Origin of the sequence: Pseudomonas putida, from assembly GCF_028682475.1 — a bacterium.
Classification (GTDB): Bacteria; Pseudomonadota; Gammaproteobacteria; order Pseudomonadales; family Pseudomonadaceae; genus Aquipseudomonas; species Aquipseudomonas putida_AG.
The window spans coordinates 283,825-308,248 of the sequence record NZ_JANHLE010000001.1 but is presented as its reverse complement, the minus strand read 5'-3'; the positions used below and the strand labels follow the sequence as shown (position 1 = coordinate 308,248).

23 protein-coding genes and 3 pseudogenes are annotated in these 24,424 nt (G+C 56.7%); 9 read left to right on the top strand and 17 right to left on the bottom strand.

Annotated features, from left to right (window positions below; genetic code table 11):
- Positions 1-5 precede the first annotated feature (5 nt).
- The 5 genes and pseudogenes from NPS47_RS01550 to NPS47_RS01530 all read right to left on the bottom strand — a co-directional run.
- Positions 6-203, bottom strand: a pseudogene (locus NPS47_RS01550) (DUF481 domain-containing protein); the annotation flags it as partial.
- Between the two features lie 163 nt (positions 204-366).
- Positions 367-528, bottom strand: a pseudogene (locus NPS47_RS01545) (JAB domain-containing protein); the annotation flags it as partial.
- Positions 529-664: 136 nt separating this feature from the next.
- Complete coding sequence (locus tag NPS47_RS01540) at positions 665-916, bottom strand: hypothetical protein (protein ID WP_274293368.1); 252 nt, start codon at positions 914-916, stop codon at positions 665-667.
- A 202-nt stretch (positions 917-1,118) separates the two neighbouring features.
- Positions 1,119-1,907 (bottom strand): hypothetical protein, encoded by a 789-nt coding sequence (locus tag NPS47_RS01535; RefSeq protein WP_274293367.1) that lies wholly within the window; start codon positions 1,905-1,907, stop codon positions 1,119-1,121.
- A 53-nt stretch (positions 1,908-1,960) separates the two neighbouring features.
- Complete coding sequence (locus NPS47_RS01530) at positions 1,961-2,314, bottom strand: hypothetical protein (protein ID WP_274293366.1); 354 nt, start codon at positions 2,312-2,314, stop codon at positions 1,961-1,963.
- Positions 2,315-2,453: 139 nt separating this feature from the next.
- On the opposite strand from NPS47_RS01530, the gene NPS47_RS01525 reads away from it, so the two are divergent.
- The gene (locus NPS47_RS01525) at positions 2,454-2,801 is read left to right on the top strand and encodes a helix-turn-helix domain-containing protein (RefSeq protein WP_274293365.1); all 348 of its coding nucleotides are present in this window, start codon (positions 2,454-2,456) and stop codon (positions 2,799-2,801) included.
- A gap of 9 nt (positions 2,802-2,810) precedes the next feature.
- Here NPS47_RS01525 and NPS47_RS01520 read toward each other — a convergent pair whose 3' ends face one another.
- The 6 genes from NPS47_RS01520 to NPS47_RS01495 form a co-directional block, all read right to left on the bottom strand.
- Positions 2,811-3,134, bottom strand: coding sequence for a hypothetical protein (locus NPS47_RS01520; protein WP_274293364.1), 324 nt, complete (start codon positions 3,132-3,134; stop codon positions 2,811-2,813).
- A gap of 60 nt (positions 3,135-3,194) precedes the next feature.
- Complete coding sequence (locus NPS47_RS01515) at positions 3,195-3,383, bottom strand: hypothetical protein (RefSeq protein ID WP_274293363.1); 189 nt, start codon at positions 3,381-3,383, stop codon at positions 3,195-3,197.
- A 56-nt stretch (positions 3,384-3,439) separates the two neighbouring features.
- Entirely contained in the window at positions 3,440-4,333 is an 894-nt protein-coding gene (locus tag NPS47_RS01510) for a hydrolase or metal-binding protein (RefSeq protein ID WP_274293362.1), read from the bottom strand.
- A gap of 98 nt (positions 4,334-4,431) precedes the next feature.
- Positions 4,432-5,436: a YqaJ viral recombinase family protein gene (locus tag NPS47_RS01505; protein ID WP_274293361.1), complete on the bottom strand. Its 1,005-nt coding sequence runs from the start codon at positions 5,434-5,436 to the stop codon at positions 4,432-4,434.
- A 75-nt stretch (positions 5,437-5,511) separates the two neighbouring features.
- Positions 5,512-6,480: a DUF932 domain-containing protein gene (locus NPS47_RS01500; RefSeq protein WP_274293360.1), complete on the bottom strand. Its 969-nt coding sequence runs from the start codon at positions 6,478-6,480 to the stop codon at positions 5,512-5,514.
- An 89-nt stretch (positions 6,481-6,569) separates the two neighbouring features.
- Entirely contained in the window at positions 6,570-6,842 is a 273-nt protein-coding gene (locus NPS47_RS01495) for a hypothetical protein (protein ID WP_177333578.1), read from the bottom strand.
- Positions 6,843-7,131: 289 nt separating this feature from the next.
- Between NPS47_RS01495 and NPS47_RS01490 the strand changes: the two genes are divergently transcribed.
- Together NPS47_RS01490 and NPS47_RS01485 are read left to right on the top strand one after the other, a co-directional pair.
- On the top strand, positions 7,132-7,767 hold the full coding sequence (locus NPS47_RS01490; RefSeq protein ID WP_274293359.1) for a hypothetical protein: 636 nt from the start codon (positions 7,132-7,134) through the stop codon (positions 7,765-7,767).
- Entirely contained in the window at positions 7,760-8,770 is a 1,011-nt protein-coding gene (locus NPS47_RS01485; RefSeq protein ID WP_274293358.1) for a Kiwa anti-phage protein KwaB-like domain-containing protein, read from the top strand. Before NPS47_RS01490 ends, NPS47_RS01485 begins: the two co-directional genes overlap by 8 nt.
- A gap of 211 nt (positions 8,771-8,981) precedes the next feature.
- Here the strand turns inward: NPS47_RS01485 and NPS47_RS01480 are convergent, their stop codons facing one another.
- Both NPS47_RS01480 and NPS47_RS01475 read right to left on the bottom strand, forming a co-directional pair.
- Complete coding sequence (locus NPS47_RS01480) at positions 8,982-10,238, bottom strand: integrase domain-containing protein (RefSeq protein ID WP_274293470.1); 1,257 nt, start codon at positions 10,236-10,238, stop codon at positions 8,982-8,984.
- Positions 10,239-10,621: 383 nt separating this feature from the next.
- Positions 10,622-11,425 (bottom strand): HNH endonuclease, encoded by an 804-nt coding sequence (locus NPS47_RS01475; RefSeq protein ID WP_274293357.1) that lies wholly within the window; start codon positions 11,423-11,425, stop codon positions 10,622-10,624.
- A gap of 507 nt (positions 11,426-11,932) precedes the next feature.
- Here NPS47_RS01475 and NPS47_RS01470 point away from each other — a divergent pair.
- A complete protein-coding gene (locus NPS47_RS01470; protein WP_274293356.1) occupies positions 11,933-12,160 on the top strand; it encodes a hypothetical protein in 228 nt (75 codons plus the stop codon).
- Positions 12,161-12,311: 151 nt separating this feature from the next.
- Positions 12,312-12,614, top strand: coding sequence for a DUF3077 domain-containing protein (locus NPS47_RS01465; RefSeq protein ID WP_274293355.1), 303 nt, complete (start codon positions 12,312-12,314; stop codon positions 12,612-12,614).
- Between the two features lie 114 nt (positions 12,615-12,728).
- Here NPS47_RS01465 and NPS47_RS01460 read toward each other — a convergent pair.
- Together NPS47_RS01460 and NPS47_RS01455 are read right to left on the bottom strand one after the other, a co-directional pair.
- Positions 12,729-13,693, bottom strand: a pseudogene (locus tag NPS47_RS01460) (GNAT family N-acetyltransferase).
- A gap of 124 nt (positions 13,694-13,817) precedes the next feature.
- Positions 13,818-14,021, bottom strand: a complete 204-nt coding sequence (locus NPS47_RS01455) for a hypothetical protein (RefSeq protein WP_038609716.1) — start codon at positions 14,019-14,021, stop codon at positions 13,818-13,820.
- A 268-nt stretch (positions 14,022-14,289) separates the two neighbouring features.
- Here NPS47_RS01455 and NPS47_RS01450 point away from each other — a divergent pair, with 268 nt between their 5' ends.
- From NPS47_RS01450 to NPS47_RS01440, 3 genes are all read left to right on the top strand, one after another.
- The gene (locus NPS47_RS01450) at positions 14,290-14,853 is read left to right on the top strand and encodes an antibiotic biosynthesis monooxygenase (protein WP_274293353.1); all 564 of its coding nucleotides are present in this window, start codon (positions 14,290-14,292) and stop codon (positions 14,851-14,853) included.
- Positions 14,854-14,896: 43 nt separating this feature from the next.
- Entirely contained in the window at positions 14,897-16,726 is a 1,830-nt protein-coding gene (locus tag NPS47_RS01445) for an amidohydrolase (protein WP_274293352.1), read from the top strand.
- A 198-nt stretch (positions 16,727-16,924) separates the two neighbouring features.
- On the top strand, positions 16,925-17,215 hold the full coding sequence (locus NPS47_RS01440) for a hypothetical protein (protein WP_274293469.1): 291 nt from the start codon (positions 16,925-16,927) through the stop codon (positions 17,213-17,215).
- A gap of 293 nt (positions 17,216-17,508) precedes the next feature.
- Here the strand turns inward: NPS47_RS01440 and NPS47_RS01435 are convergent, their stop codons facing one another.
- Together NPS47_RS01435 and NPS47_RS01430 are read right to left on the bottom strand one after the other, a co-directional pair.
- Complete coding sequence (locus NPS47_RS01435) at positions 17,509-18,663, bottom strand: patatin-like phospholipase family protein (RefSeq protein WP_274293351.1); 1,155 nt, start codon at positions 18,661-18,663, stop codon at positions 17,509-17,511.
- Between the two features lie 32 nt (positions 18,664-18,695).
- Positions 18,696-20,447 carry a hypothetical protein gene (locus NPS47_RS01430; RefSeq protein ID WP_274293350.1) on the bottom strand — a complete coding sequence of 584 codons (1,752 nt, stop codon included), beginning with the start codon at positions 20,445-20,447 and terminating at the stop codon, positions 18,696-18,698.
- Between the two features lie 231 nt (positions 20,448-20,678).
- On the opposite strand from NPS47_RS01430, the gene NPS47_RS01425 reads away from it, so the two are divergent.
- Positions 20,679-24,419 carry a tetratricopeptide repeat protein gene (locus tag NPS47_RS01425; RefSeq protein WP_274293349.1) on the top strand — a complete coding sequence of 1,247 codons (3,741 nt, stop codon included), beginning with the start codon at positions 20,679-20,681 and terminating at the stop codon, positions 24,417-24,419.
- Positions 24,420-24,424 lie beyond the last annotated feature (5 nt).

The window sequence follows — 24,424 nt, the reverse complement described above, 5'->3', positions numbered from 1 at the left end:
CACACTTACCGGGTCACCCCGAAGTCTGCGGTGTAGCGGGTTTTGCTCAACCACTCCGAGTCGCCACTAATAATGTCGTGCTCGGTCTTGAGGTTGAGGGAGGCCCGCTCGGTGACTTTGTAGTGCAAGCCCATTTCCGCATCAAGAGACTAGGTGGACGGCGCTGACAGCGGTTTGCTTAATTCGCCATCGGTGAAGAATTGTGTAAGTCGGGCACGAAGGTCTTTGGGGATGGTTCTTATGGTTTCGGATGCAGTAGAAGCGGAATACACGCGGGATCACGACAAAAAATATGGAAGAGGCACCGGGCCCATGACTGCCCTTGGCTGATGCCAGGGCAGTCATGGGACGGTATGGATCCAAGAATTAAAGGTAACCCCGTTCGGCGAGCGATACACAGCCGTCATGACCTACAACAATGTGATCCAACGTCTGGGTGCCAATCATGCTGAGGACGCTCTTGAGCGTCACGGTTAGCTTGCGATCGGCTTGGCTGGGTTCACGGTCGCCGGATGGATGGTTATGTACCTTTTGTGCCCTGTTTTCTTATGTGTGTGCTTGGAGCTTAGGAACGCACTTCCTGGGCCTCTGGTCTGAAGCAGAACACATAACGCCAGCCGAGACGCAACATGACATTCCCTTCATTTTCTCGAAGAGGTGATTGTCAGGGGCATGCCATTCGGTTTGCCACAGTTGATTTGGCTGCTTCGGCTACAGAAATCCGAACCCAACTGATGAATGTTGTGCTGCGACGATGTAGCAAGCTGAGCTGAGCTGAGCTGAGCTGAGCTGAGCTGGCGGCTTCATTTACCAAGAGCGGCACGGTGCGCTCACTAGCGAGGCGCTGCTCGCCTGTTAGCTTCTCGGCGGCTTCTTCAGCTTCGTCGCGGTCGTCGTAGGTGTTGAGTAGTTTCATAAGTTTTCGGATGCAAGCTTAATGGGTCGTAGATTCTGCCGGACTGACAAAAAGAACATCCCTTTCATTGGTGAGTAGCTGGTCAGCTATGCACTTGGCCAAAAAATAAGAGTCGAAGTGAAACCGATAGGGGGTGTATGCCCCCTATCATTCTGAATGAACAAGGCAATTGTCTTAGCACCGTCCAGCAGTGCCCGGATCATCATTGCAACAGGTAGCCCATCGGTTGATTGTTCTCGTCGAAGCAGAGAATGGTCTCACAATGACCTCCTAGCTGGTCGGCATTCGATTCGCTGATGTCCGGCAACCATTTGCCCAGTTCGGCAATAGGGACTTTCTTGTTGTTGATGTAGCAATCATCATCCATGCGCGGGTTGCACCAGGCGGTTTTGACTTCTGGCCATTCGGACTGGGGAGCAGTAGGAGCCTTCATTGCTGCTGATGCAGCTCCGCCCTTCTCCTGATTCCACGCTGCCCAACCACCGATGTAACGCTTGTCGAAGGTCGAGACCAGTTCATTGTCCGGGACACCTGCATCCAGGTAGAACTTCATCAGCAGACTACCTGCTTCCATGTACGATACTTGGCGAGAGGCGTCGGTACGATAGGCGACGGGCTTGCCATCCGTGCTGGTCCCGATCCGGTACCACATCGAGATCAGGAACGGGATGTCCTGGTTCCACTCACCCACCATTGCGTTGCTCACGCGGCACTTGCCACGTTGACACATCCCACTGATCTGGTTGTTGTAGCGGACGTTCTGCTGACGCTGGGAATCCCACAGGAGCACGTAGCGCGCATTGGCCAGCCAGGTACAGTTCAAGATGGTCTGGCCGGTGTAAATCTTCTTCATGTTACATGGGATGGCTTCGGGGAGGCCCTTCAGTGAGGTCTCATCTGGGAAGAACAAGCCGTTGCCTTCGTAATAGTCCACGGAGGCGGTGGCGTGAGCACAGAACGCTAGAAGGAGCATGCTGAGAATAAGTTTCATGGTTTATTTCTTACTATGAGGGGTTTGAAGAAGGAGGTCATTGAGCAAGGCTGCTATCTCTTGTAAACAACCTTGAGCTTCTTATTGACGTAGTCCTTGATGATTTCGTAGTCAGGGTTGTAAGTAACTAACGTATGACCTACACCTGCTGCGGCCGTTAATGTTGCTATGGTCAATGTTGCAGGTGTTGTCAGGACGGTGAATACAGCACCGAGTGCGCCGCCCTGTACCACAGCACTTTTCACGTCGCTTCTGACTCGACACTTCAGCCCCTGGCTTTCAATCTTGATTTCGACAAGTTTGATACCTGCCATGAAATTGCCCCTGAGGCCATGGATCTCGAAGGACGCTTTGCTTTTCACGAGACCTTCAATCTGCGCTTCATTCAGACCGGTTACGACGATCATGGTTTTTTTGAGCTCCCTGCAAGAGATAGTGGTTTAGAGAAAAAGTCGAATATCAACCTTTTAGGGTGAGTCTCGGTTTGGTAAGTCCTTCATGTCAACAGGTTGATCGCCAACCATCCAGGTTGAACTGGAGGGTGGCATGTCAAGAACCGAATCGAAGCAACTGGCGGAGCTTGTTGGTCAAGCAATTGCTCGCCAGCGTGTTCGTTGCAAGCTGAACCAAGAACAGGTTGCGGAAAAGCTTGGGATTGGAAGTGAGGCTGTATCCCGTATCGAGCGCGGGATCGTCATGCCTAACATCGAGCGTTTGGTCGAGTTAGCGGCAATTTTTGGGTGTGAAACAGCTGATTTGCTGACCGAGGGGAGTTCTCGCCCAGAAGATCAGGCGCGGAGGCTCTATGACTTGCTGTCTAGACTAGAGGCGCATGACCGCGACTTCGTCATGGATATGGTGGAGCGTCTTGTAACTAGACTCGATCGCGACTGATGGGCTCAGTCACGGCGGTTGCTTTGTTGTTTCGGAGGAATCTTGTGCCCCTGGCTCGTCGAACAGAGCACCACAGCACAGGCACAAGCAGTTGAACCCCGCGAAGTGATATTTGGCGACATCCTCGGCTACCCGCAATGCTGATGGATAAGCGGGTGTAATGGCGGCCAACCCATTGATGAGCAAATGGCTGCCTGGCGCTTGTGTATTTTCATTCGCTTTCTGCGCTTCTCGCAGCGCGCTGTCAGCCAGGCCGAGCAACAGGGCGATGCCCTTGACTGCTTCCCTAGTCAGGACGGCCTTGGAGTCGCAGATCAAGCAGTATCGAAGCATGATTCATGCTCCCGGTAAAAGCGGCCGTGCGCATGGCCGCTGACGGTGATTTGGAATATTTCAGGTGGGATTGCTCCGACTGGGGAAAATTAGTCTGAGCAAGCGACTCAGGATCCAGCAGGCCAGCACCACGGCCAGTAACAGCGGTGGGAAGCGCAGCATGAGCAGAATGCTCAGCACCAGCGCCCCGGCGGCGGCAAGCGCGCCGACGAAGATGAACAAACAGAGCAAGAATCGCAGTAGCGACATGGCGGGTCTCCAAGAGCTTCTGCCTGGCCGATGTGCTCAGCACAGACAGGTTTGATTTAGTGGGCCTGCGAGGCGAGAGTTTCCAGCTTGCCCGCGAGAGAGTTGGGAGCTGGCTGGGATTCACCCTGGCCAGAGGTAATGGCGGGCTCCGAGTTTGTGAAGAACTCTTCGATCACGACGTGACTGTCCTCCTCGCTGTCCTCGAAGGCGCCGTTGCCGAAGCCCCTGCGAGCCGCGTCATCTAGAGCCCTCTGATCGAAACCTGCTGTTTGCCGCTGTGTTTCGAGGTCGCTCGCCTTCTGCAGCGCTTCGGTCATATCCATGCCATTGCGTACCGTGAGGTCGACGTAGAAGATCGGCGTGCCATGGCTTTGCCGGGTGGATTTACCTCGCAGGCGCAGCTCCAGCGGCAGGCAAGCCAGCCGATTACCTGAGATGGCCTGGAAGTAATGCAGCCGAGCGGCCAGAGTGCGGATGCTGTTGAAACCCGTTGTGCGGAAAACAAAGCTACCCAATGAATCCTCATCACCAATGATCACATTCAGTCGGCCGTAAGGCTTGCAGGCACCGCCTTTTGCCAGTGGGCAGGCATCGGGCGAAGGACAGGGCAGAGACTGTATGCCGTCCTGGGTAATGCGCTTGCAGGTTTCACCATTGCCGACGCACAGCGGTCGCCCGGATTGCCGGTCGAATAAGGTGTAGTCGGCCCGGAAATTTAGTTCCGGCTCATTGAACAGAAGGCGCACAGGAAGGCTGCGCAGCTTGTCTTCCTTACTCTGGCGCAGTTCGTCGTTGAGTGGGTGTAGCAGCCAGCCATCCCTGCTTTGCACCTGGGACGTGATGGTGAACTGATCATCTTTCTCCGGCAGGCGTTTGCCGTTTTTCTCAACGACTTTGCCGATGGAGATGCGTCCGAGCACGGGTGGCGTCAGGGCTAAGCCTTTCAGCATGATGGTTCTCCTGAAAATGAAAAAAAGCCAGTCACGCAGCGCGAACTGGGTGGACTGGGTGGACTGGCCAAGGGGGCGGAAAGTGAGGGATAGCGGAGTCAGTTGATCAGGAAGCGGCGACTGCCTTCCTTGGTTTTGGCGTAGCGAACCTGCAGATAAGGTTTCTCTTGCAGTAGGCGTTCGACATCGAGCACGGTGCTGCCCTTGGATTTCTTCCAGCTGATATATCCGCTGGAAAACTCCGCTCGGGTGGCCTCGCCGATGGCTTGCTGCAGCATCTGCTTGAGCTGGGCCTCGCGCGTTTGTTTCTCGCCGATGGATTGGCGTACGGCCTTGAGCTCCAAGTAGGCCGCCGCCAATCCTGCATGGCCGCTGAAGTCGACGGCCTGGCCGTTGTCCTCCGGGTATAAGCAGCGCAAAGCCGCCTCGGCCGATGCGCTACCGTCGGCTGGCGGCGGAGTGTCGGTTTCCACATAGCTCCAGAACTTGCGCTCCAGTTCGATCAGGCGAGCGATCATCTGCTCGTCACGCTCAATGCGGTGAACCTCCAGAGATTGACCTCCCAGCAGTACCGCCACATCCGCTGCCCGCTTGCCGGTGACGGCGAGCTGGTGCATTACTTGGAGCTGCACATACTCGGGCACGCCTTCTTTCCAGAGGCGTGCCCCGTTTATGCCGGCGGTCTTGCATTCGAGGATCTGCACATCGTCTGCGCCGATCACCTCGCGGTCGATGTTAGCGAGCATCCAGGACAGCTCTGGATCTGGATGCTGCAGTACGGCGTTGATGCGCCGGACCTTGTTCTTAGTGCGTTTACTGTAGTGCCAGGCCACGATAGGTTCGAGGATATTGCCCCAGTACATGGGGCTTTCTTCATCCTGTGGATCGGCTTTCGGCAATGCAGCATCGCGGCCAGTTTTCTCCAGCCACAGTTCTAACTGCGACTTGTACGGATTGAGGCCGACAGCGGCGGCTGCATCCGAGCTGCCGATGCCCTGTTTGCGCACGGCCAGCCAGTCCTCACGCGGCAGTTCCTTGGTGCTGACCAGGCGCAGGGCAGGGCGGGCTTTGCGGGTATGGCTGTTCAATGACGTTGCTTTCATCGTATTCACCTGCAGACATAAAAACGCCCGACCAGCATTCAGCTGACCGGGCGATGCGGTTGATGAGCGGTGTTGTTAGGCGGCGAGACGCAGAGCAGTGTCCAGGGCGCGTTGTTTGATCTGCGCACCCTGGCCGAACCAGGCCGAGTCCATGCGGTACTCGTTGCTGCGGGCACGACGCTCGTGATCGACGTACTCGGTCACGGCATTGAGCAGGCCCCAGGCGGTGCCGCGTGCCGAGTCCAACTGACTGCCTCGACCTCGGCCTTCGTAAAGCTCCTGTACCTTGCGCAGGGCGCGTTCGTTGGGCAGCTGTTCCGGTAGTTGATTGCTCGGATTGACCTCGCACAGCACGTTCATGAAGAAACCCAGGGCTTCATGCCATTGCACCTTGCGTTCGGCAAGATGGCGCATGCGGTACATAAACTCGTCCCAACCGGAGACGGCTATGCCGAGTTGCTTCTTCACTGCCTTCGGATCGAAGCGGGTGTTGTGCGGAACTTTGATGGCTCGGCTGGTACCGTCCAGGGCGATGGTCAAGGTGTTGTTACACACCACCCGAACCGTGGTTGGTGTTGCCGTGGTGGCCAGGGTGCCGTCGCAGGACGTGGCCAGTAGCAGATAGCCGTTGACCTGGTCGTTACCCTTGAGTGTTGCGCCTTGCCCAGTGCGCGCGAGTGCCCAGAACTTGCGGCCGCCTTTGAGTACGCCGGCAGTTTCCAGCTCGTAGCCAGAGACCTCTGTGAGATCTCGGTAAAACTCCAGCACCTCGCGGGGCTGCACGGTGTGGTAGCGGCTGGAAACTACCGAAAGTGGAGCCTTTGTGTCCGAACGGTAGAGGACTTTCTGCTCGGGGAAGGAGTGGATGCTGCCGAGGTGGCCGATAGCGTCAGCTTTGAAGTGAACTGGACTTTCCTGAATCTGCCAGTCCATGCCGGCTTCATGTTGCCAGACCTCGATGGGTTGTTTCTGGGTGAGTTGATTGCCCAGGCCGTGCCAGGGAGCTTCGCCGGCGTATGCCATTGTTTCGACGAGATGAGCCATGGTTGTAATTCCTTTAGGTGCAAGCCGGCATAAAGCGCCTTGCAGAGCGCAGTAGCGTCCGGACGTAATAGATAGGAGAGGTGGCCTGATCAGGCCGGGAGGTTGAAGCGGTGACCGCATAGCAGGCAGAGGTTGTGGGCTAGGACATGGCGATCGAGCGACTCACCCAGTTGGGCGCCGAGCGCACAGCCGCCGACTCCGCCGGCCAAGCCACCGAGAATGGCACCAGACACTGAGCCGAGGGTGATGCCGACAGGTCCGGCGATAGCGCCGATGAGCGCACCAGCCTGACCACCTGCTAGAGCTGCGCTGACGCCACGGGCTGCACCGCCTACGGTGCCGATAGCAGCCCCGATTTTCATGGCGTGGTGGAAGGAAGCGACTTTTGGGGAATGACAGCGAGGGCACTGCAATGACATGGGGCGAACCTCTCTGGTGGTTATGTCATTGCGATTATGTAGGGTTGAGTTTTTCTCGAATTGAATCCGACTCGGCATCTAGGATCTGGTTATAGGAATTTTAGAGGCAATTTTCCGTATGCGACGTTTTGGCACTACTCAACGAATCAGGCTGAGCGTCCGGATAGGATTCTGATTGGAGGGTAGTCACCTATCAGCTAAGATCTCGTGTTAAGGCACAGGGAATCGTCCAATGCAGAGCAGTAGGGACAGAAGGCACGGATTGACGCGGCTGGGAAGGCTTACCCTTTTCCTGGTGTCTTACATTCCGTTATTTTTGATAATTATTTTTCAGCAATTCTATAAAAACAGTGACTATCTTAGCTTTGGAGGTTTCAACAGCGATGCCTGGATGAATTTCGCAAAGAAATTCGGTGTGGCTACCACGCTTATAATAATCTCGGTTTTGGCTGTTATTTTCTTGATGGTCTTGCTCCAAAATCTCGTAGAGAGAGCTGAGGAAAGCGGCGAAATTTCCAAAGTGGTGGACGTAGAAAATAAAAACTCAGAATCAATCGCTTATCTATTTACTTATATTATCCCTTTCGTGTTTCAAGACCCCGCTGACCCTGCCCAGCTAATACCAATAATCACTTTGATGTGCGTAACGTATACAATTTACGTCAACTCATCAATGATACTTATAAACCCAACTTTGAGTTTTTGGTATTCCCTCTATCACGTAGAGGTCGAAAGTCTAGCAGGAGCAAAGAAGAAAATAATAATTCTAACGAAAGAAAAGTTTATGGAAGAAGGTGATTTGCTCAAAATGAAGCGAATTGCCCACAGATTGTATTTCGGTATAGATTTGGGGAGGAAGGATGAGTAGCGAAGCTTTGAGCACCATTCAGGATTTAGTAAGCCAACAAAATCTTTCGTTTGAGGTGTTCTTCATACAAAGAAAAGCCAAGACTGAAAATAAGAAAAAAGGTTTTAGCTATACGCTTAGTAGGTTGGATGCCTCGAAAGAAATCAATGGCTTTTTTCTCAAGTCCGCAAAGGCACAAGTCGAGAAATATATAGAGTCTTCGGCAGTGGCGCAGAAATATGCTGTCATCTCCGATGACATGCCAAAAACGCTGTTCAAGTATGATGAGGCTGAAAAGCTAAAGGTTTCAGATCATACCTGGAAGAAAATTCTCAACGGCACGGAAATAAAATCCGCTGTTTCCTTAAATGAGCTAAAAAAGAATATATGGTGCTACTGCGTTAAAATTGTAAGTACGACTGATGGTGGAAAGACGAAAGCCTTGTTTTTCAAAAAGCTTACGGCTACAAGCGTTGCTACAGACACGCCACAAGGCTTTGGGAAGAAAATTAAGGCTCACTTCGACTCCACTGACCCTAAGTTGGTGGAAATTAAGACTGAGCACATTACTTTTGAAGATAAATTTGATTGCGTCTTGCAAGGTAATTCGTTTCTGATTTTCTCTAAAGCTGCATTCGAAAAAATCGCCGAGCTAGAAGATGAGTTTGTTGAGCTGTCAAATGAAACTTTAGAGATAATAAATAATCATTCTGTGGTCGAAGGTTTAGAGATTATTCGGGCAGAAGTCACATCAAAACCATCTATGATGCGAACCCTGGCGAATATTGCTAAAAATAACAATCATGCCCAAATCGGTGTCGCCGAAGTTGAGAATATGAAGCAGATGCTTCTTCAGTATGAAGGCCGAGAGTTGAAGTCTACTTCAGATGGAAGAGTCCTTATCGAAAACAAGGATGATGTGGAGGATTTTTTGAAGCTGCTCAATGACTATTACAAACAAGGTATGGTTACAGGTAAGACATATGGATCTAATTCTGGGAGTGTATTGGTTAAAAGGAGTTGATGTTCTGGCTCTTAATTATTAATACTGTATGTTGTGGGTGGTTTGAATAGGCCTATTGTATTTGTGATCTCTGTGTTGACGGTCGCTGTGGTCTTTAATAATTAACTATTGAGCTGTTTTCGCACCGTTCCAAATAACTAGTATCTGGAACGGTTAGTTGGTGGGTGTAGCATGTTTGAGGGTGAACGCTACTTTGGTAGAGCTTTATGAGTCAACGAATCGAGACGACCTTCCTGTCCCGGTTGTTCTGGATGGCCGACATCGAAAGATTGCCGGTAGCTGCTTCTTGGATGTGCTCGCTCCACCACTTCATCATTGGGCGTCTGCGCTCGATGTAGTCCGCTCGGTTATAGGCACTGCGTACTTCGTCTTTGTCGACGTGTGCAAGCGCTACTTCAATCAACTCAGGATCCCAAGCGTGTTCGTTGAGGATGGTGCTGGCCATAGAGCGCATCCCATGGCTTACCAGGCGTCCTTCGAATCCCATGCGTTTCAGTGCCATGTTGGCGGTTTGGCTGTTGCAGTGGGTTCGAGGATTACGGTCTGCAGGGAACACGTACTCCCGGTGTCCGCTGTAGGGCTTGATTGCTTCAAGCAGGGCTAGGGCCTGGTCTGTTAGCGGCACGATGTGGATACGGCGTTTCTTCATGCGCTCAGCTGGAATCGTCCAGACCTTCTTCTCGATGTCGATGTCAGCCCAGCAGGTGGTAGCAGCCTCTGCGGGTCGGGTCATGGTGTGGAGCTGCCATTCGATTAGGCAGCGGGTAGTCCTTTTTATGCTGGCATTGGCGATTGCCACCATGAGCTCTTTCAGCTCATCGGGTGGGAGTGCCGCCATGTTCTTCTTTTTGGGCTTTTTGAAGACGGAACGGATTCCGCTGAGCGGGTTTGCGTGAATCAGTCCTGAATTGACCCCGTAGGTCATGACCTCGTTGAGTCGCTGTGTCAGGCGTTTAACGGTTTCGAGGCTGCCTTTGGTTTCCAAGGGTCTGAGCAAATCGATGACCTTAGGGGCATTGATGGCTGAGATCGGGGTGGTGCCCAGGTCCGGGAAGATGTGCAGCGTGAGAGAGCGCCAAATGTCTTCGGCATAGGCAGGGGTGACTGAATCCTTTTTGAGCTCAAACCACGCCGTCGTCACGTTTTCGAAAGTGTGTTCTGTGGCTGCTTTTTTCGCTTGCCGCTCCGCATCGCGCTGCTCTTTCGGGTCCCGCCCCTGAGCGACGATCTCCCTCGCCTCAACGGTTCGCTTGCGTGCTTGAGCCAGGCTCACCTCGGGGAAGGTGCCTAGTCCCATGTTGATCCGTTTTTTGGTTACGGGATGGATATAGTTGAAATTCCATAGCTTTGAGCCATTGATTCTCACTCGCATTTGAAGGCCGTTGCCATCAGTCAGCGTGTAGTCCTTTTCCTTAGGTTTGGCGGCTTTGACTTTCAGGTCTGAAAGGCGCGTGGCTTGGGCACCCATGGTGTATTCCAATGCTGTTTGTGTATTCCAAAAATTACCAGCTGGGAGCTTGGAATACCACTTGGAATACACGTTTGCATGGATGTCTATGGACGCTGACGGATCTTGATGGTGCTGAAAGCCCCGTATTTGCTGGGTTTCAGGCACAAAAAAAGACGTCCGTGGACGTCTTTAGATGTGTATTTGGTGGAGCCGGGGGGATTTGAACCGCCGTCTCGCAATTGTTCTATATTAGTTTCCCTAAAGTCCGGGTAGCTGCTATTTCAACCGATACCGCACCGCCCATGTGGGGCGGACATTTTCCAGCAGCTGTAAAACCAATCAAATATGTGTTCAACGGCACAGATACGAAAGCCACAAGTCGACCGGTATTCCGCAGGCAACTAAGGTTCGATTACCCATCGCCCTCGCAACATTCCTTTCAGTTCATCAACGCTCAGAGTCATATCTCGCTTGCGATGGACCATCCCGTGACAGTTGGCGCACAACGTCACAAGGTCAGTCTCGGGATTTACGGCTTTCTCATCCCCAAATTCCGAAATCGGTACTACATGGTGAACGTGAATGAAGCCTTTAGCGTGTACGCCGTAAACCTGTTCGAAATTAAACCCACATGCCTTGCAGTCAAGTCCGTGGATAGCGATGGCCTTCGCCCTCAAATCTTTCCGGCGTTCGTAACGGGTTCCAAAGTAGCTTGTCTTGCTACCTTCATGGGCCGACTCGAAGGTCCATGGATCGCCTTCGGTCGTCGGTATGACCGCGAAGGCCTGCGAAGGCAGAAGTTTCGCGTGGCTTAGGATTGCATCGTAATCTGCCTGGGAAATGGGCCGAACCCCGTCGCGCCAATAGTTACTCGCGCGGGTGGCGGGGATAGTCTCTAGATACGCTTCGTGAATCTTTAAGGGGACAGCGCTTTCAAACGGAGTGAAATTCTCTATCAGTGCAAAAAAGTGCCCCTTATCACTCCTGCGGTCCGCGTAGACTTTGCCGATGCGCGCCATACCAAAATAATGCGGCTTGGCGCTGAGACGGGCGGAGGCGAAGGTTTTGTCCTTAATTCGCCCGTTGTAGTAGATCACTTCGGTTCCCTGGGTGAGCCAGGCTTGGTAACGCTTGGGGAAATGATAGACAGCGCCTGTTTCGTCTTCCCACTGCGATGTGTCGTTCTCAACGATGACGACGGGCATTTCATTTCCTCTCGATTGGTGGCAAAAGCCTACCAAAAATGAGGAAAAATCCTACGAAATATTGAAAGGTGTGCATCAAATCCAAACGACAACTTCGCTCCTAACTCATGTATGTCGGTGTCGAGTTGGAGGTTGGCTGCCGATATTCGCGTGTGGAAATACTTTCAGTCCTAATCGTCGACGGATTTTCCATCCGTGACATGCAAATTTTCAGAATTTCCCGATTCCCTGTAGTCCATTTCCGAATCATACTCCCGCCTGCTTCAAGCCATTGCGGTGTTTCTGATAGCGCTCTAGTCTCCCCCAGTCGTTGCCAATTCAACGACCGGTTTTGACAGACCGAATTCAAAGTGAATCCGCATGTGCTCGCGTTATGGCGGCTGTACGTGGGGCACCTTCGTGTGCGCCGGGTTTCCTTTGCTTTCTCGGTCTGTCAACCCGCGTATAGCTGCCACCTTTTGTTTGACAGCAGGCGTGTGGCGGCTCCCTAAAGCAAAGGAGTTCGCTATGTTAAAAATCGTCCCCGACCCACCGCTTCCCTCAAACCAATCCCTCGAAGACATCCTCGTCCAAATCTCCGAATACCTGGTCTGCGCCATGACCGTGGCACAGCAGACGGTCATGCTCCATTCCTCGTCCTCAGGCCAGATCCTGACCTTGTCCACGATGCATGAAATCGACAACGCCCGCGCTTTGGTTGAAGTGGCGTTGAGTAAGGTTCAGTTGCGGCATTGATTTGGCGGCAGTAACCGCGGGGTTCCGTGGTCGGGTGTAGGTGGCTGGTCTGGTATAGGCGAGCGCTTTGCGCTCGATCGCGGGCAACGCCCGCTCCCACAGATTTATTTGGAGTCGCGCTTTAATTGCAGTGGCGGCTAGGGAGGTTGGGATGGATGAGGGGTCGCGGTTGGAGCTCAAGACGGTAGGCGTCGGCACATTCGCTGAAGGCGAGGGCGGGGTAGGCGCTGAGCGGCTGTTTCGGGTCGAACCAGGGCAAGGTGCGGCGTTCGTGCTGGAGCAGGTTTCGGTCATGATGGGCTGTGCGCACCACCTGACGCTGCAAGCCGGCCTTGAGCAGGACGGTACGTCGGCATGGGCAGCGCATTATCTGGTGGGGATGGCCAAGGCGCTGGTTGAGGATTTGGCCCATGCCATGGTCGTTGAGTCGGGGGCCGCACGGGGCGCAGGTTGATCTCGCGAGTAGCACGCTGCGCAGTCCTGCGGTCAGTACGAGGGTCCGCATCAGGCACGGAAAGCCTTGGGGGGCTTTCGCGCCTGATGGACGAACACTGCGCTAAAGGCGCAATTACAGGTGGAAATCGCCCGCGGCTTCCGGCTGGTAAAGCACTTTCCTGATCCCGATCCGGCGGGTCCGGTCAGCAATTCGCCAGTCGATGGCGTCCCCCTCCTGATAGCCCAGGATGGCGGCACCGATGTCGGAACACACGGAATGCTTGCCGGCGCTGCTGTCGGCGTCTTCAGGGTAGACCAGGGCCACTTCGATCTCTTCGTCGTCCAGCTGCAGCAAGGCCCTGGAGTTCATCGTGACGACATTGCGCGCCACCTGCTGCGGCGTGACGACAATGGCTCGCTCAAGCTCATGTTCGAGTTCAACAACGGCCGGGCCTTGCTCGAGCGCGATCAGGCTCTCGAGCCTGGCCTTGTCGATTTCAGTGATGTAGATCTCAGTGGAGTCGACAACGGCACCTTCGCGCAAGAACCGCAGATAGCGCCCCGCCGTCATGGAAAATGACTTCAATGTCGGCGTTTCGTTCTCAAGCAGAAAGCCGCTGCGCAGAAAGGCTTTCAGCGAGCGCACGTTGTCCGGGTGGATCTTGGCGATGAGTTTCTCGGCGCGCATGTCGAGGAAGGCCAGTTTCATGCCTTCGCGGAGCGTGCGGGCGCCAAGGTTGCGGCCCCATTTGTCGCTGTCTCCGATGACCAGGACGATCTCGCAATTCGGGCCGGTTTTGACGAGACGGACAAAGCCCACCGGGGCGTCATGCCGGTCATAGGCCATGAAGAATCGGCCGTCCCGGTTGAATAGATGGGTCAGGATCGGCAATTGCGTCCGATCGATGACTTGCTCGATGGAGCGGGAGACATGACGCGAATCGCTCAGGTAGCAGGTGACGCGCTCATCCTCCAACCAATCCATCAACGTCAGCGCGTGTGCCCGAGTAATTTCAGGGCACAGCGAAATGAAAGGCTTGTTCATCTTCACCACACTTTTATATGTAAAGGATGAAAGCCCTTCATGGCTATGGCCATGACGGTTCTTTCTGCAACCGGCTATTTTAAGACATAACGCGAGTAGAAGGCGAACCGTAAGGCTGGACCGGTTTTCTGGCAGTGAAAGCCGGTCCAGTGTTGAAGCAGGGGAGCAGTCTGGCGATCAGACCGCTACAGCAACCAGCTCGATGCTTCTGTCTTGAGCATCAATGATGAAGGGCAGCGGCATGGGGTCTGGCGTGTCTAGGGATGAAACCTCGAAACCACCGACGACGATGGGCTGTCGCTGTTCCAGTACGATCGATTCCTCCGCCAGCCGTTTGACCATTCTCGCGTGGTTCATTGCGATTTCATTGAGCGTTGACACGTTACATCTCCGATAGCTGAGCAGGCGTCTGGTCGGCGCCCTAAAACGTTATTGTTGGCCGCTGCCGCGTCAGAATTACGTCTTTTCGGGGCCGCTTGGGCGGCATTGTGCAATAGGCACGCCAGTAAGTGTCAAAAATTGGGTGCCGCCCTCTCAAAGGCGACGAATGGCGGTGGGGCGGTGATTGTCGGCGAGCATTTTCCGCTGATTGGGCCATGCTGTTGCTTCTGCGGTTGTGTTCATTCGCGCTGACCCAGAGGAGCCCATGATGACGACCGAGCGTTCAGACGATGTCGTGACCCTGTTGATCCGCCATCAGGTTCGCGACGCGCAGCAGGCGCCGTATGAGGCCTGGCTGCGGCGCACCATTGGCATCGCCAAGGGCTATCCGGGGCATATCGGCATCGATGTGGTGCGCGAGCGGCAGGGTGGTTTGCATCTGTTCACCTGCATTTTGCGCTTTGCTTCCAGCGCCCAGTTGCAGGCGTGGCTGGATTCTGCCGAACGCAAGCAACTGGTCGAGGAGGTCAGCCCGTTGCTTGCCGATGGCGACCGTCTGGAGATCAATCCCGACCGCGAGTTCTGGTTCAACCCGGCCACGGCCGATGCGCCGCCGCCACGCTGGAAGCAAGTCTGTGTGACCTTTCTGGTGATCCTGCCGCTGTCGCTGCTGGTGCCCTGGCTGTGGCAACCGGTGTTCAGCACCTGGCCATGGCTCGGCGGCTATGTGCCGAGCAACGTGGTGATCACCTTGAGCATTGTGTTGCTGGTGGTCTATTGCTTCATGCCGCTGGCAACCCGGGCGTTCGCTGCCTGGCTGAATGCGCGTTGATTGCAAACACCGAGGTTTCCACGCCACTTTTTCAGGGGGTTCCATGTCTGCAGATCTGATCCTCTTCAATGGCCGTATCCACACCGTCGACCGCGATAAGCGCAGCGCCACGGCGGTGGCGATCGAGGACGGGCGCTTCATTGCCGTCGGTAGCGATGCCGAGGCGATGGCCCAGCGCGGTGGTGCCACTGAGCTCATCGACCTTAACCAGCGCACGGTGATTCCCGGTCTCAACGACTCGCACCTGCATCTGATCCGTGGTGGCCTCAATTACAACCTGGAGCTGCGCTGGGAAGGCGTGCCGTCGCTGGCCGATGCCTTGCGCATGCTCAAGGACCAGGCCGAGCGCACGCCCGCGCCGCAGTGGGTGCGGGTGGTTGGCGGCTGGAACGAGTTTCAGTTTGCGGAAAAGCGCATGCCCACTCTTGAGGAAATCAACCGCGCGGCGCCGGATACGCCGGTGTTCATCCTTCATCTATACGACCGCGCGCTGCTCAACCGCGCCGCGCTCAAGGCCGTGGGCTACAGCAAGGACACGCCCAACCCGCCTGGCGGTGAAATCCAGCGTGACAGCAAGGGCGAACCGACCGGCATGCTGATTGCCCGTCCCAACGCCACTATTCTCTACGCCACGCTGGCCAAGGGGCCGAAGCTGCCGCTGGAGTATCAGGTCAACTCTACCCGGCAGTTCATGCGCGAGCTGAATAGGCTGGGCCTTACCAGTGCCATCGATGCCGGTGGTGGTTATCAGAACTACCCGGACGATTATGCGGTGATCCAGGAACTGGCCAAGCAGGGGCAGCTGAGTATCCGCATTGCCTACAACCTGTTTACCCAAAAGCCCAAGGAAGAACTGAGCGACTTCAAGAACTGGAGCAACATCGTGAAACCTGGCGACGGTGACGATTTCTTCCGCCACAACGGCGCGGGCGAGATGCTGGTGTTTTCTGCGGCTGACTTTGAGGACTTCCTCGAACCGCGCCCGGACCTGCCGCAAACCATGGAACAGGAGCTGGAGCCGGTGGTGCGTCACCTGGTCGAGCAGCGTTGGCCGTTTCGCTTGCATGCCACTTACAACGAATCGATCTCGCGCATGCTGGATGTGTTCGAGAAGGTTGACCGCGATATTCCGTTCAATGGGTTGCCGTGGTTCTTCGACCATGCCGAAACCATTACCCCGCAGAACATCGAGCGGGTGAGGGCGCTGGGTGGTGGTATCGCCATTCAGGACCGCATGGCGTTTCAGGGTGAGTATTTTGTCGACCGCTATGGCGCCCAGGCCGCTGAGCACACCCCGCCGATCCAGCGCATGCTCAGCGAGGGTGTGCCGGTGGGGGCGGGGACCGATGCTACCCGGGTGTCCAGCTACAACCCGTGGACTTCGCTGTATTGGCTGGTGAGCGGTCGGACGGTGGGCGGTATGGCGTTGCAGCCGCAAGGCTTGTCACGTGATGTCGCGCTGGAGTTGTTTACCCATGGCAGCGCCTGGTTCTCCAGCGAGCAGGGCAAGAAGGGGCAGATCAAGGTGGGGCAGTTGGCTGATCTGGTGGCGTTATCGGCGGACTATTTCAGTGTCGGTGAGGAGTCGATCAAGTGGATCGAGTCGGTGCTGACGGTGGTGGGTGGCAAGGTGGTGTATGGCGCCGGCGAGTTCGACAAGCTCGGCCCGCCAGCGCTGCCGGTGCTGCCGGAGTGGTCGCCGGTGGCGAAGGTGGCTGGTCATTGGCGGCCAGTGGCGCCGGCGGTGCATCAGTGTCTGGGGGCGTGTGCGGTGCACGCCCATAGCCATGAGCGTGCGCGACAGTCTACGGTGCCGGTGAGCGACTATCAGGGCTTCTGGGGTGTTTTGGGCTGTTCGTGTTTCGCCTTCTGATCCAGCAGCTGTATTGCTGGAGCTACGGTAGGAGCGGGCTTGCCCCGCGATTGCGGTCTGTCAGTCACATCGCATCGCGGGGCAAGCCCGCTCCCACCGGGTGTGATTGGTGTTGTCTGGGTGATAGCATGTGGCCATCTTATTGGAGGCCTTGCCGTGGTGCGCACTGTTCCCCATTTGCTGGGCCTGGCCCTGATCATGCTGCTCGGCACGTCCAGTGCTCTGGCTGCCAACACGCCTTGCTCCGGCCGCAAAGGCGGTATCGCCGGGTGTGATGGCGACCTGTTCCTGTGCAACGACGGCTCGATCAGCGGCTCGAAAAAAAGCTGCAGCGCCTACCTTGGCGTCAGCCCGGTACGGCCAGCTGTGCAGGCGCTGCAAGGCGCAAGTAACACCTGTGGCTGTGGGTCTGGTAGCTTCTGCACTGGACCACGAGGTGGCGTTTATTGTCTGACGCCAAGCGGCAAAAAAAGCTATCGACGCCATTGATTGCCTACAAGGATGCGAGGTTTATGAGTTGCGACCTTCCGCACATCAGCGAGCGTTTGCACAATCGCAAAGCACGGTCGGCGTTGACCCAGCAGGGCGTACCACGCTGAGTTTCGTCTGGCGCTGGTTGTCGGGCGCGACGGGTGGCGGCGAGTCGAGTTACCTCGAGCGGGTGGCCTAGCACCCCGGTGGGAGCGGGCTTGCCCCGCGATGCGATGTGGCTGACAGGTCGCTATCGCGGGGCAAGCCCGCTCCCACCCCATTCCATCCCGCCGCACCCCGCGCAGGGGTTTTCAGGCAATCGCCTGCCGTTGCTGCGCAGGCACCTGCTCGATAAACCGCTCGAAATGCTCCAGGCGAACCCTGCTTTTCGCCACTGCCCGGCCTACGGTCTGCATGTCATGGATCAGCTCGGTAGCGTCGAGGCGGTGCAGGTTGCGGCCAATCAGTTGTTCGCAGCCTATCGAGGCCAGGCCCTGGCTGGTCAGGTCGACGTTGTAACGCGCATAGGTGAACAACGGCGCACTGCTCTGCATGCCGATCATGTCGCCCAGTTCACTGTCCAGCGGGTCACCCGCGACGCATTTACCAAACGCCCGGCACAGCATGTCTTGCTGGTTCGCCGACGCCAGCATCAGGCCGGCCGGTGTCGAGGTGGCGGTATAAAGCAGGTTCATCTGTCGGGGTGTCAGCTCCGGTGCCGAGGCCGGGTGCAGGCCGGTCCCCACCGACACCAGCAGCATGTCGTCTTCACCGGTTTTCCAGCCCATGCGATAGGCGGGCAGTGTGGCACTGAGGTAGGAGATGAACGCCGGGTTGTTGTAAGGGGTAAGGCCGCCGTCAATGAACACGAAGGGCTTTTTCAGCCCCGGAAAATGGATGGTTTCGGGCGCAAAGAACGTCGGCGCAGCGGTGCTGGCGCGCACAATGCGCCACAGTGGCAGGTCCAGGTTGCAGCCTGGGCCCGGCTGGTTGAACTGCGCGTAGGGGTTGTTGGTGAGCAGCCAGGGCGAGTCTGTGGTGGCGTTTTTGAGCACCACCATCAGCAGGGTTTTCAGTTGCTCGGAGCCCAGCGTGGTGTGCTCGCCGAAGCGCTCCTTCATCAGGCGCTCCAACTCGCCGTGAACGTAGCGATGAAACCCCAGCCGTTGCCACCAGCCCGCACGTTTGAACATGCGCTGGCCGGAGCTGCTGTACAGGTCGCGCAGTTCATCGACTGCCATGCCCAGCGACAATCCGGCTGCCAGTATGGCGCCGGTGCTGCAGCCGGAGACGAAGTGGAACCAGTCGGACAACCGCAACTGTGGGTTACCCGTGCTCACGCGCAGCAGGCGTTCGATCTCGGCGAGTATCTCTACTGCGATCACGCCGCGTATGCCACCGCCATCGATGGTCAGCAGGCGCTTTTTGCCCGCGCTTCGTACCATGCCCTGAAGGACTGAGTTCACTACAGGCTTCCTTTTATGTAGTTGATTGGCGCTCAACCGCCATGGGCGGGAACAATCGCCTTGCGTTCGGTGGTGGCCAACCAGCTCATGTGCTCACGGGACAACTCGACGCCGACCACTTCGAACACGGCCGCGCCCATGTCTGCCGCTTGTGGGCTCGCCATCAGGGCTTCGACGCGCTCAAGGTAGCGCTCGGTCGATTGGTACTGCGCATGCAGTTCCTTGATCGAGGTGTTATTGGCGTGCAGCTCCAGCACCGCGCCGATCACCGGAATCCAGCCGATCGCAAACACGATCAGGTCTTTCCAGGCCAGCTCCAGCCCAGGCAAGGTGGTGTGCTTGAAGAAGGAATAGAACGACAGCAGCACGACGCAGAGAACCACTGGAATGCAGATGGTTGCCTTGACCACCCGCTCGATCTTCTCGTGCTTGATGTGCAGACGATGTCGGGCTTTGTGGTAATACGCGCGCTGTGCGGCAATCCAGTCTTGAAGCACTTTGTTGCGTTCGACCGGTGGGACGTTTGCCTGGTGGCCGCCCAGCGATGCTTGTCTGATCAGCGAGACGATGGTGCGGCGCTTGTCCTGACCCTGGGCCGGCAGCCGTTGCGCCAGTGAAGCATTGCCTTGTGGATCGACCAGGCCCAGCGCTTGCCAGAAGAACTCGATACGCAACGACTCGGAAACGGCGCGGTAGAAGGCGTAGCGAAACTTGGTCCGGTTGGGCTTGGCCCGCAGGTACCAGAGAAAGGACAGCACGAACAGGCAGACATAGCCGGCCAGCACCAGCGCGACAGGAAGGATTTTTGCGTAGAACAGGAACACGCTGGTCAGCAGCAGGGTCAGTCCGGCCACGGTGCGATGGGTACGGTCGGTCTTGAGTTGCATGGCGTTGGCCAGGCCGTCAAAGCGCTGGAAGAGCTCGGCAATCGACTTCAAGTCGGCAGAACGCTGGTTGTAGAACGGTTGGTCGTCGCTCGGCCAATGGCCTTGACCCTTGCTGTTCTGGGCCAGGGCCCGGCTCGACCGGTTCAACTCGCGCAGATGCGCCAGGGTGTGGGCAGGCGGTTGCGCGCTGACACTGACACCCTCGGCGCTGGCACTGAGGATGTAGCCGCAGTGCTGATCGATGGCACTGGCAGACTGGCGATTGGCACTGATGCGGTACACCGGAACGGTGTCGACGTCGTGCAGGTAGCGGCTGATGTCGTTGCGCAGCTGGCTGGCCGTGTCTCGTGTGCGCGCCAGCATTTCCAGCGGTTGCAGCGCCTGCAAGGTGATGTGCTCGGTGCCGCCGGGCTTGGGCTGCGCGCCCTGATTGGCCGAAAGGTTGCCATCCCAGATCACCACCAGCACATCGGACTTGTTCAGCAGGTAATCGCCCAGATTGCAGTAGGCCTGCAGGCGATCACTCACTGGCGGTAGTTCAACTATCGGCAGGCCGAGCGCTTCCAGCTCGGCGTGGAGCGCCTCGAAGGCCGCTAGCGCCGCGCCGTGGAAGTCTTCGCGGTAGTGCGCCAGCGGCATCGGATACACCGTTACCGGCTCAACCGGCACGCCTTCCTTACGCAGCGCAAGGGCCGTTCGGGCGATCAGCTGATCGGCCCCTTCGGCAAGCCCGGTGATCACCCGCAGGGCAAGGTCGGGGTACTGCCGACGCAATGACTCGATCAGCTCTCGAAACTGACGTTCGATTCGCGCCGCGTCCTGGGCAAGCACGTCGCGATGCCCGCTGACACCGATGACGATGGAAAGGGGCTGGCTCACACCTGTGGATTCACGCATCAACGGGCGCGCATCCAGCGCACTGGGCCTACTGCTGAAACTCGACATGACATCAATATGCCTTTACTCAAAGAGCGCCAGCATATCGAGCCGGGATAAAGATGAGGAGGCGTACAGGGACATTATTGTGAAATTCTTTCCGATTATTGCGTGGCCGCTCAAAATCAGCTTTAAATGCTGCTTGATATTGATTGGCCATTATCGGCTTCGAGCTTGCTCACGGACGTCTTCATGCAAAACGACAGCAGCACAGTCAGGGAAATCAGGGTCTTCCTTTCCTCAACATTCAAGGATATGCAGGCCGAGCGACACTACCTGCTGACGCGGGTTTTTCCCGAAGTGCGTGAGGCGTGTGAAAGCCGGGGCGTGGGCTTCACTGAAATTGATCTGCGCTGGGGCATCACCGAGCAGGAAGCTGAAAAAGGCACGACCGTTGCGGTCTGCCTGAACGAAATTGACCGCTGCCGCGAATTCCCACCGTTCTTCATCGGCTTTCTGGGCGAACGTTATGGTTGGGTACCCGACCAGGCGATGCTCAATGACTACCTGCAGGGTAAGGAACTCAGCGAGTACGTCGGCAAGATCCAGACAGCGCTGGACAAGAACATCAGCGTGACCGAGCTTGAGTTTGACTACGCCCTTGAGGGCCAGCAGCAGGGCCGTGCCGAAGCGCTGTTCTATTTACGCAGCAACGCCCTCACCGCCGATTTGTACCGCCAGTCAGGCGGCGCTCAGCCCACGGATTTCTATGACCCGGGCAATGGCAAACTCGAGGTGCTCAAGCACAAGCTCCGCGAGTCGGGCGTCATCGAAATCGACAACTACGAATCGGTTGAAGCCTTTGGTGAGTCGGTAAAGGCTCAGTTGCTGCAGGAGCTGGACCGGCGCTATCCGGAAAAGCAGGGCGCCTTGGCTTTGCTGCGCCTGCCGCATGAGAACTTTGCCACGACGCGCCTGAAGTTCTATGTACCGCCAACCGGGTCTTGCGAGGCGGTATTGGGGTACTGCCATCACCGGCTGAGCGGCAAAGAAAAGCGACCTGCGCTGATTATCGGTGAACCGGGCGCGGGCAAAAGCGCCTTGATGGCCTATCTGGCGCGCAACCTGCCGCGACAGCCACTGCTTGCCGGCGCCAGGGTCCTCGACTTTCACATCGGTGCCGATGGTAAACGAGGCATCGATCAGTGGCTTGACGACATTCAGGTGCTGCTTGAAGGCCGCGTGACGCCAGAACAAGCATTGACTCAAGTGCCCTCCGGGAACGAAAAGTGGCAGGCCTTGGTCCAGCTGCTGTCGCGAAGCGTCGCCACGGCGCAAGGCAAGCCGCTGGTCCTGCTCCTGGACGGCATCGAACGCTTCGACAACCCCAGCCAGGTCCTGCGCCAGTTGCAGAAGCTGGCCCTGCCTGAACAGGTGATTGTCATTCTGTCGGCGACAGCGAGCCTGGATGCAGGCGAGGAGGCCGTCTGGCGCTATGGGCTTGAGCGGGCGGATGCCGCGCTTTTGCGCAGAATGATCGATACCTACACGATCAACTACCGCAAGCGTTTACCCGAAGCCCTCGTCAACCAGCTGATCCAGGCACCGGCAATGGCCTTGCCGGTGTACATGCGGGTTGTCCTCGAACAAATGCGCATACGTTCGGCCCATGAAACGCTTGAGCAAGATATTCAGGTGTTGCTGGAGCATCCGGATGCAGGAAGCCTGTTCCGCTCGATGCTCAATGCCTGGGACCTTGATCTGAGCACGGCGAACCATCCGCAGATCGTTTCCCGCGCGGCACAGTATCTGTGCGCCTCGCGGGCGGGGCTTTCCGAGCGCCAGCTGGCCCTGCTGCTGGCAAGCGACAGCGATGAGCCCGAAGGCGAGAGTGGGCAGAAGCGCGCACCGCAGTTGCTCATGAGCCGCGTGCTCTCGGTTTTGCGTCCTTACCTGGTGCGCTATGAGGGGCGTGAGCAACTGATGCATTCGTCGTTGCAGTCTGCTGTCATGCAGGGTGCCGATGAAATCCTCATTCGCCAGGAAATCATTCTGATCGTCGGGTGGGCGAGCAATAGCCAGCATCCGTCGCTGAGTAATGCCTTGGGCAGCTTCACTGCGCTGGTCATCGCCGAGCGCATTTTCCAAGCCTGTGAACTGCTTGCCCTGGATCCTGACGACGCCGTGGCCTTGGACACCCTGCGGTGGGATCTGCAAAAGCCGCTGTGCGTCGTTGCTTGCTACCAGTCTGCCCCGGCAACCTTGATGCAAGCCTTCGCCACGCTCGGTGCTCAACACGCAGAACACGACCAGGCGATAGCGGGTATTACCGCCGCCTGGAAAGCCTGCTCGCCGCTCTGGTTTCCTCTGGCTGTCGAAGATCTGGCCGTTTGCAACCAGATTACCCATCAGTTCATCGACCTTTCGTACAACGCGCTGTGCGAAGCCTGGTGTGCATTTGTTGCCGAATTGATTGCCGGACGCTTTGACAACAACCTCACGCTGCAGGCGCGTAACAACGCCAACCTGGCCGCGATGTACCTTGCCAGTCGCCGTCCGGAAAAGGCGGAACGCCTTGAACGGCAGGTGTTGGCGCAGTTTGAAGCCGCGTTCGGCAAGGATCATCCGGAAGTCGGCAAGGTGTTGGCGGTTATTGCGCTGGCCCGCTATCAGCAAGGTGATCTTGCAGAGGCGGCGCGCCTCGGGAGCAACGCTTACAAGATCCAGTTGGCGGCTTATCCGCATGGCAATCGAGACCTGGTACAGATACTCAGCAATCTGGGTCTGACCTACAGGGACCAGGGGAATCTCGACGCGGCAGAAGCAACGCTGCTCGATGGCTTCAAAATGGCGGCCAAGGTTTTCGACGCGTTCGACATCGACTTCATTACCCTGACCGTCGTACTGGCGGACACCTACTGCGATAAGCAGGATTACATCCGGGCTCGCGCATTCGCGGCCAAAGCGCTGGAGGCTGCTGGAGACTCGCTACCCAGCTGGCACCCGACTCACATCCATGCGCTGGTGACCTATGCGAACGTGTGCGCGGGCCTGGACAAGGTCAAGGACGCTGTTGAGGCCTACCAGATAGCGTACGCAATCTTTGGTGATACGACGCCCGATGACCATCAACAGCTCTACACGCTGGAGTGCAACCTGGGGCAACTGTTGCTCAAGCAAGGCGCGCTGGTTGAAGCGCAAGAGGTGCTGGGCAATGCCGTCGAGCGCAGTCGCCACTTTCCTGCACAGACCGGAGACACCCGTAGCGCTCAGGAGATGTTCAACCAGTGCCTGACGTTCAGGCTGGACCAAAACCACCTTCAGGCTGAGCTGGCCCACCGTCGGCTCATGGCCAGAGATTCGGCTACACGCTGCGCTCTGGTGATGTACCTGAACAATCTGGCCGTGGAATACAAAGACAGTGGCCAGTTCTTGTTGGCGGAGCAGTGCTTCCTCGAAGCCCTGGACATTGCCAAAGACCTTAGTGAAATAGACACGGCTGACCGCGCCATCGTGTTCAATGGCCTGGCGGCCTTGCGTGAAGAACAGAACCGCCTGGAGGAGGCCGAGCAGCTGTTTGTGCAAGTGTTGTATCTGCGTGAATCGGCATTGGCCAGCAACGATCAGCGCATCGCGCATTCCTGCTACCTGCTCGGTTCGGTCTACTTCAAGCAAGAGCGTTATGAGGAAGCAGAGGCCTATCTGGCGCGTGGTGTCGAAACCTTCAGAAGCGTCAGAAAGGCAGACATCCGGGCGTTTGCCGACTGCCTGAGCGTGTACGCCATGGTGCTGAAGAGAATTGCCCGGTTGGAGAAAGCCCGTGCGCACATGCAGGAGGCCGTTACCCTGTACAAAAAATGTGGGCGCGCGGCGAGCACAATGATTACCGGGCTCTCGCAAGAGATTCACGAGATCAACCTACAGCTCAACGGTAGCGGTGCAGCAGCCGGCGCTGGCGCTACACCGAGCTGGTGGAAGCCCTGGACCTGGTGATCGGG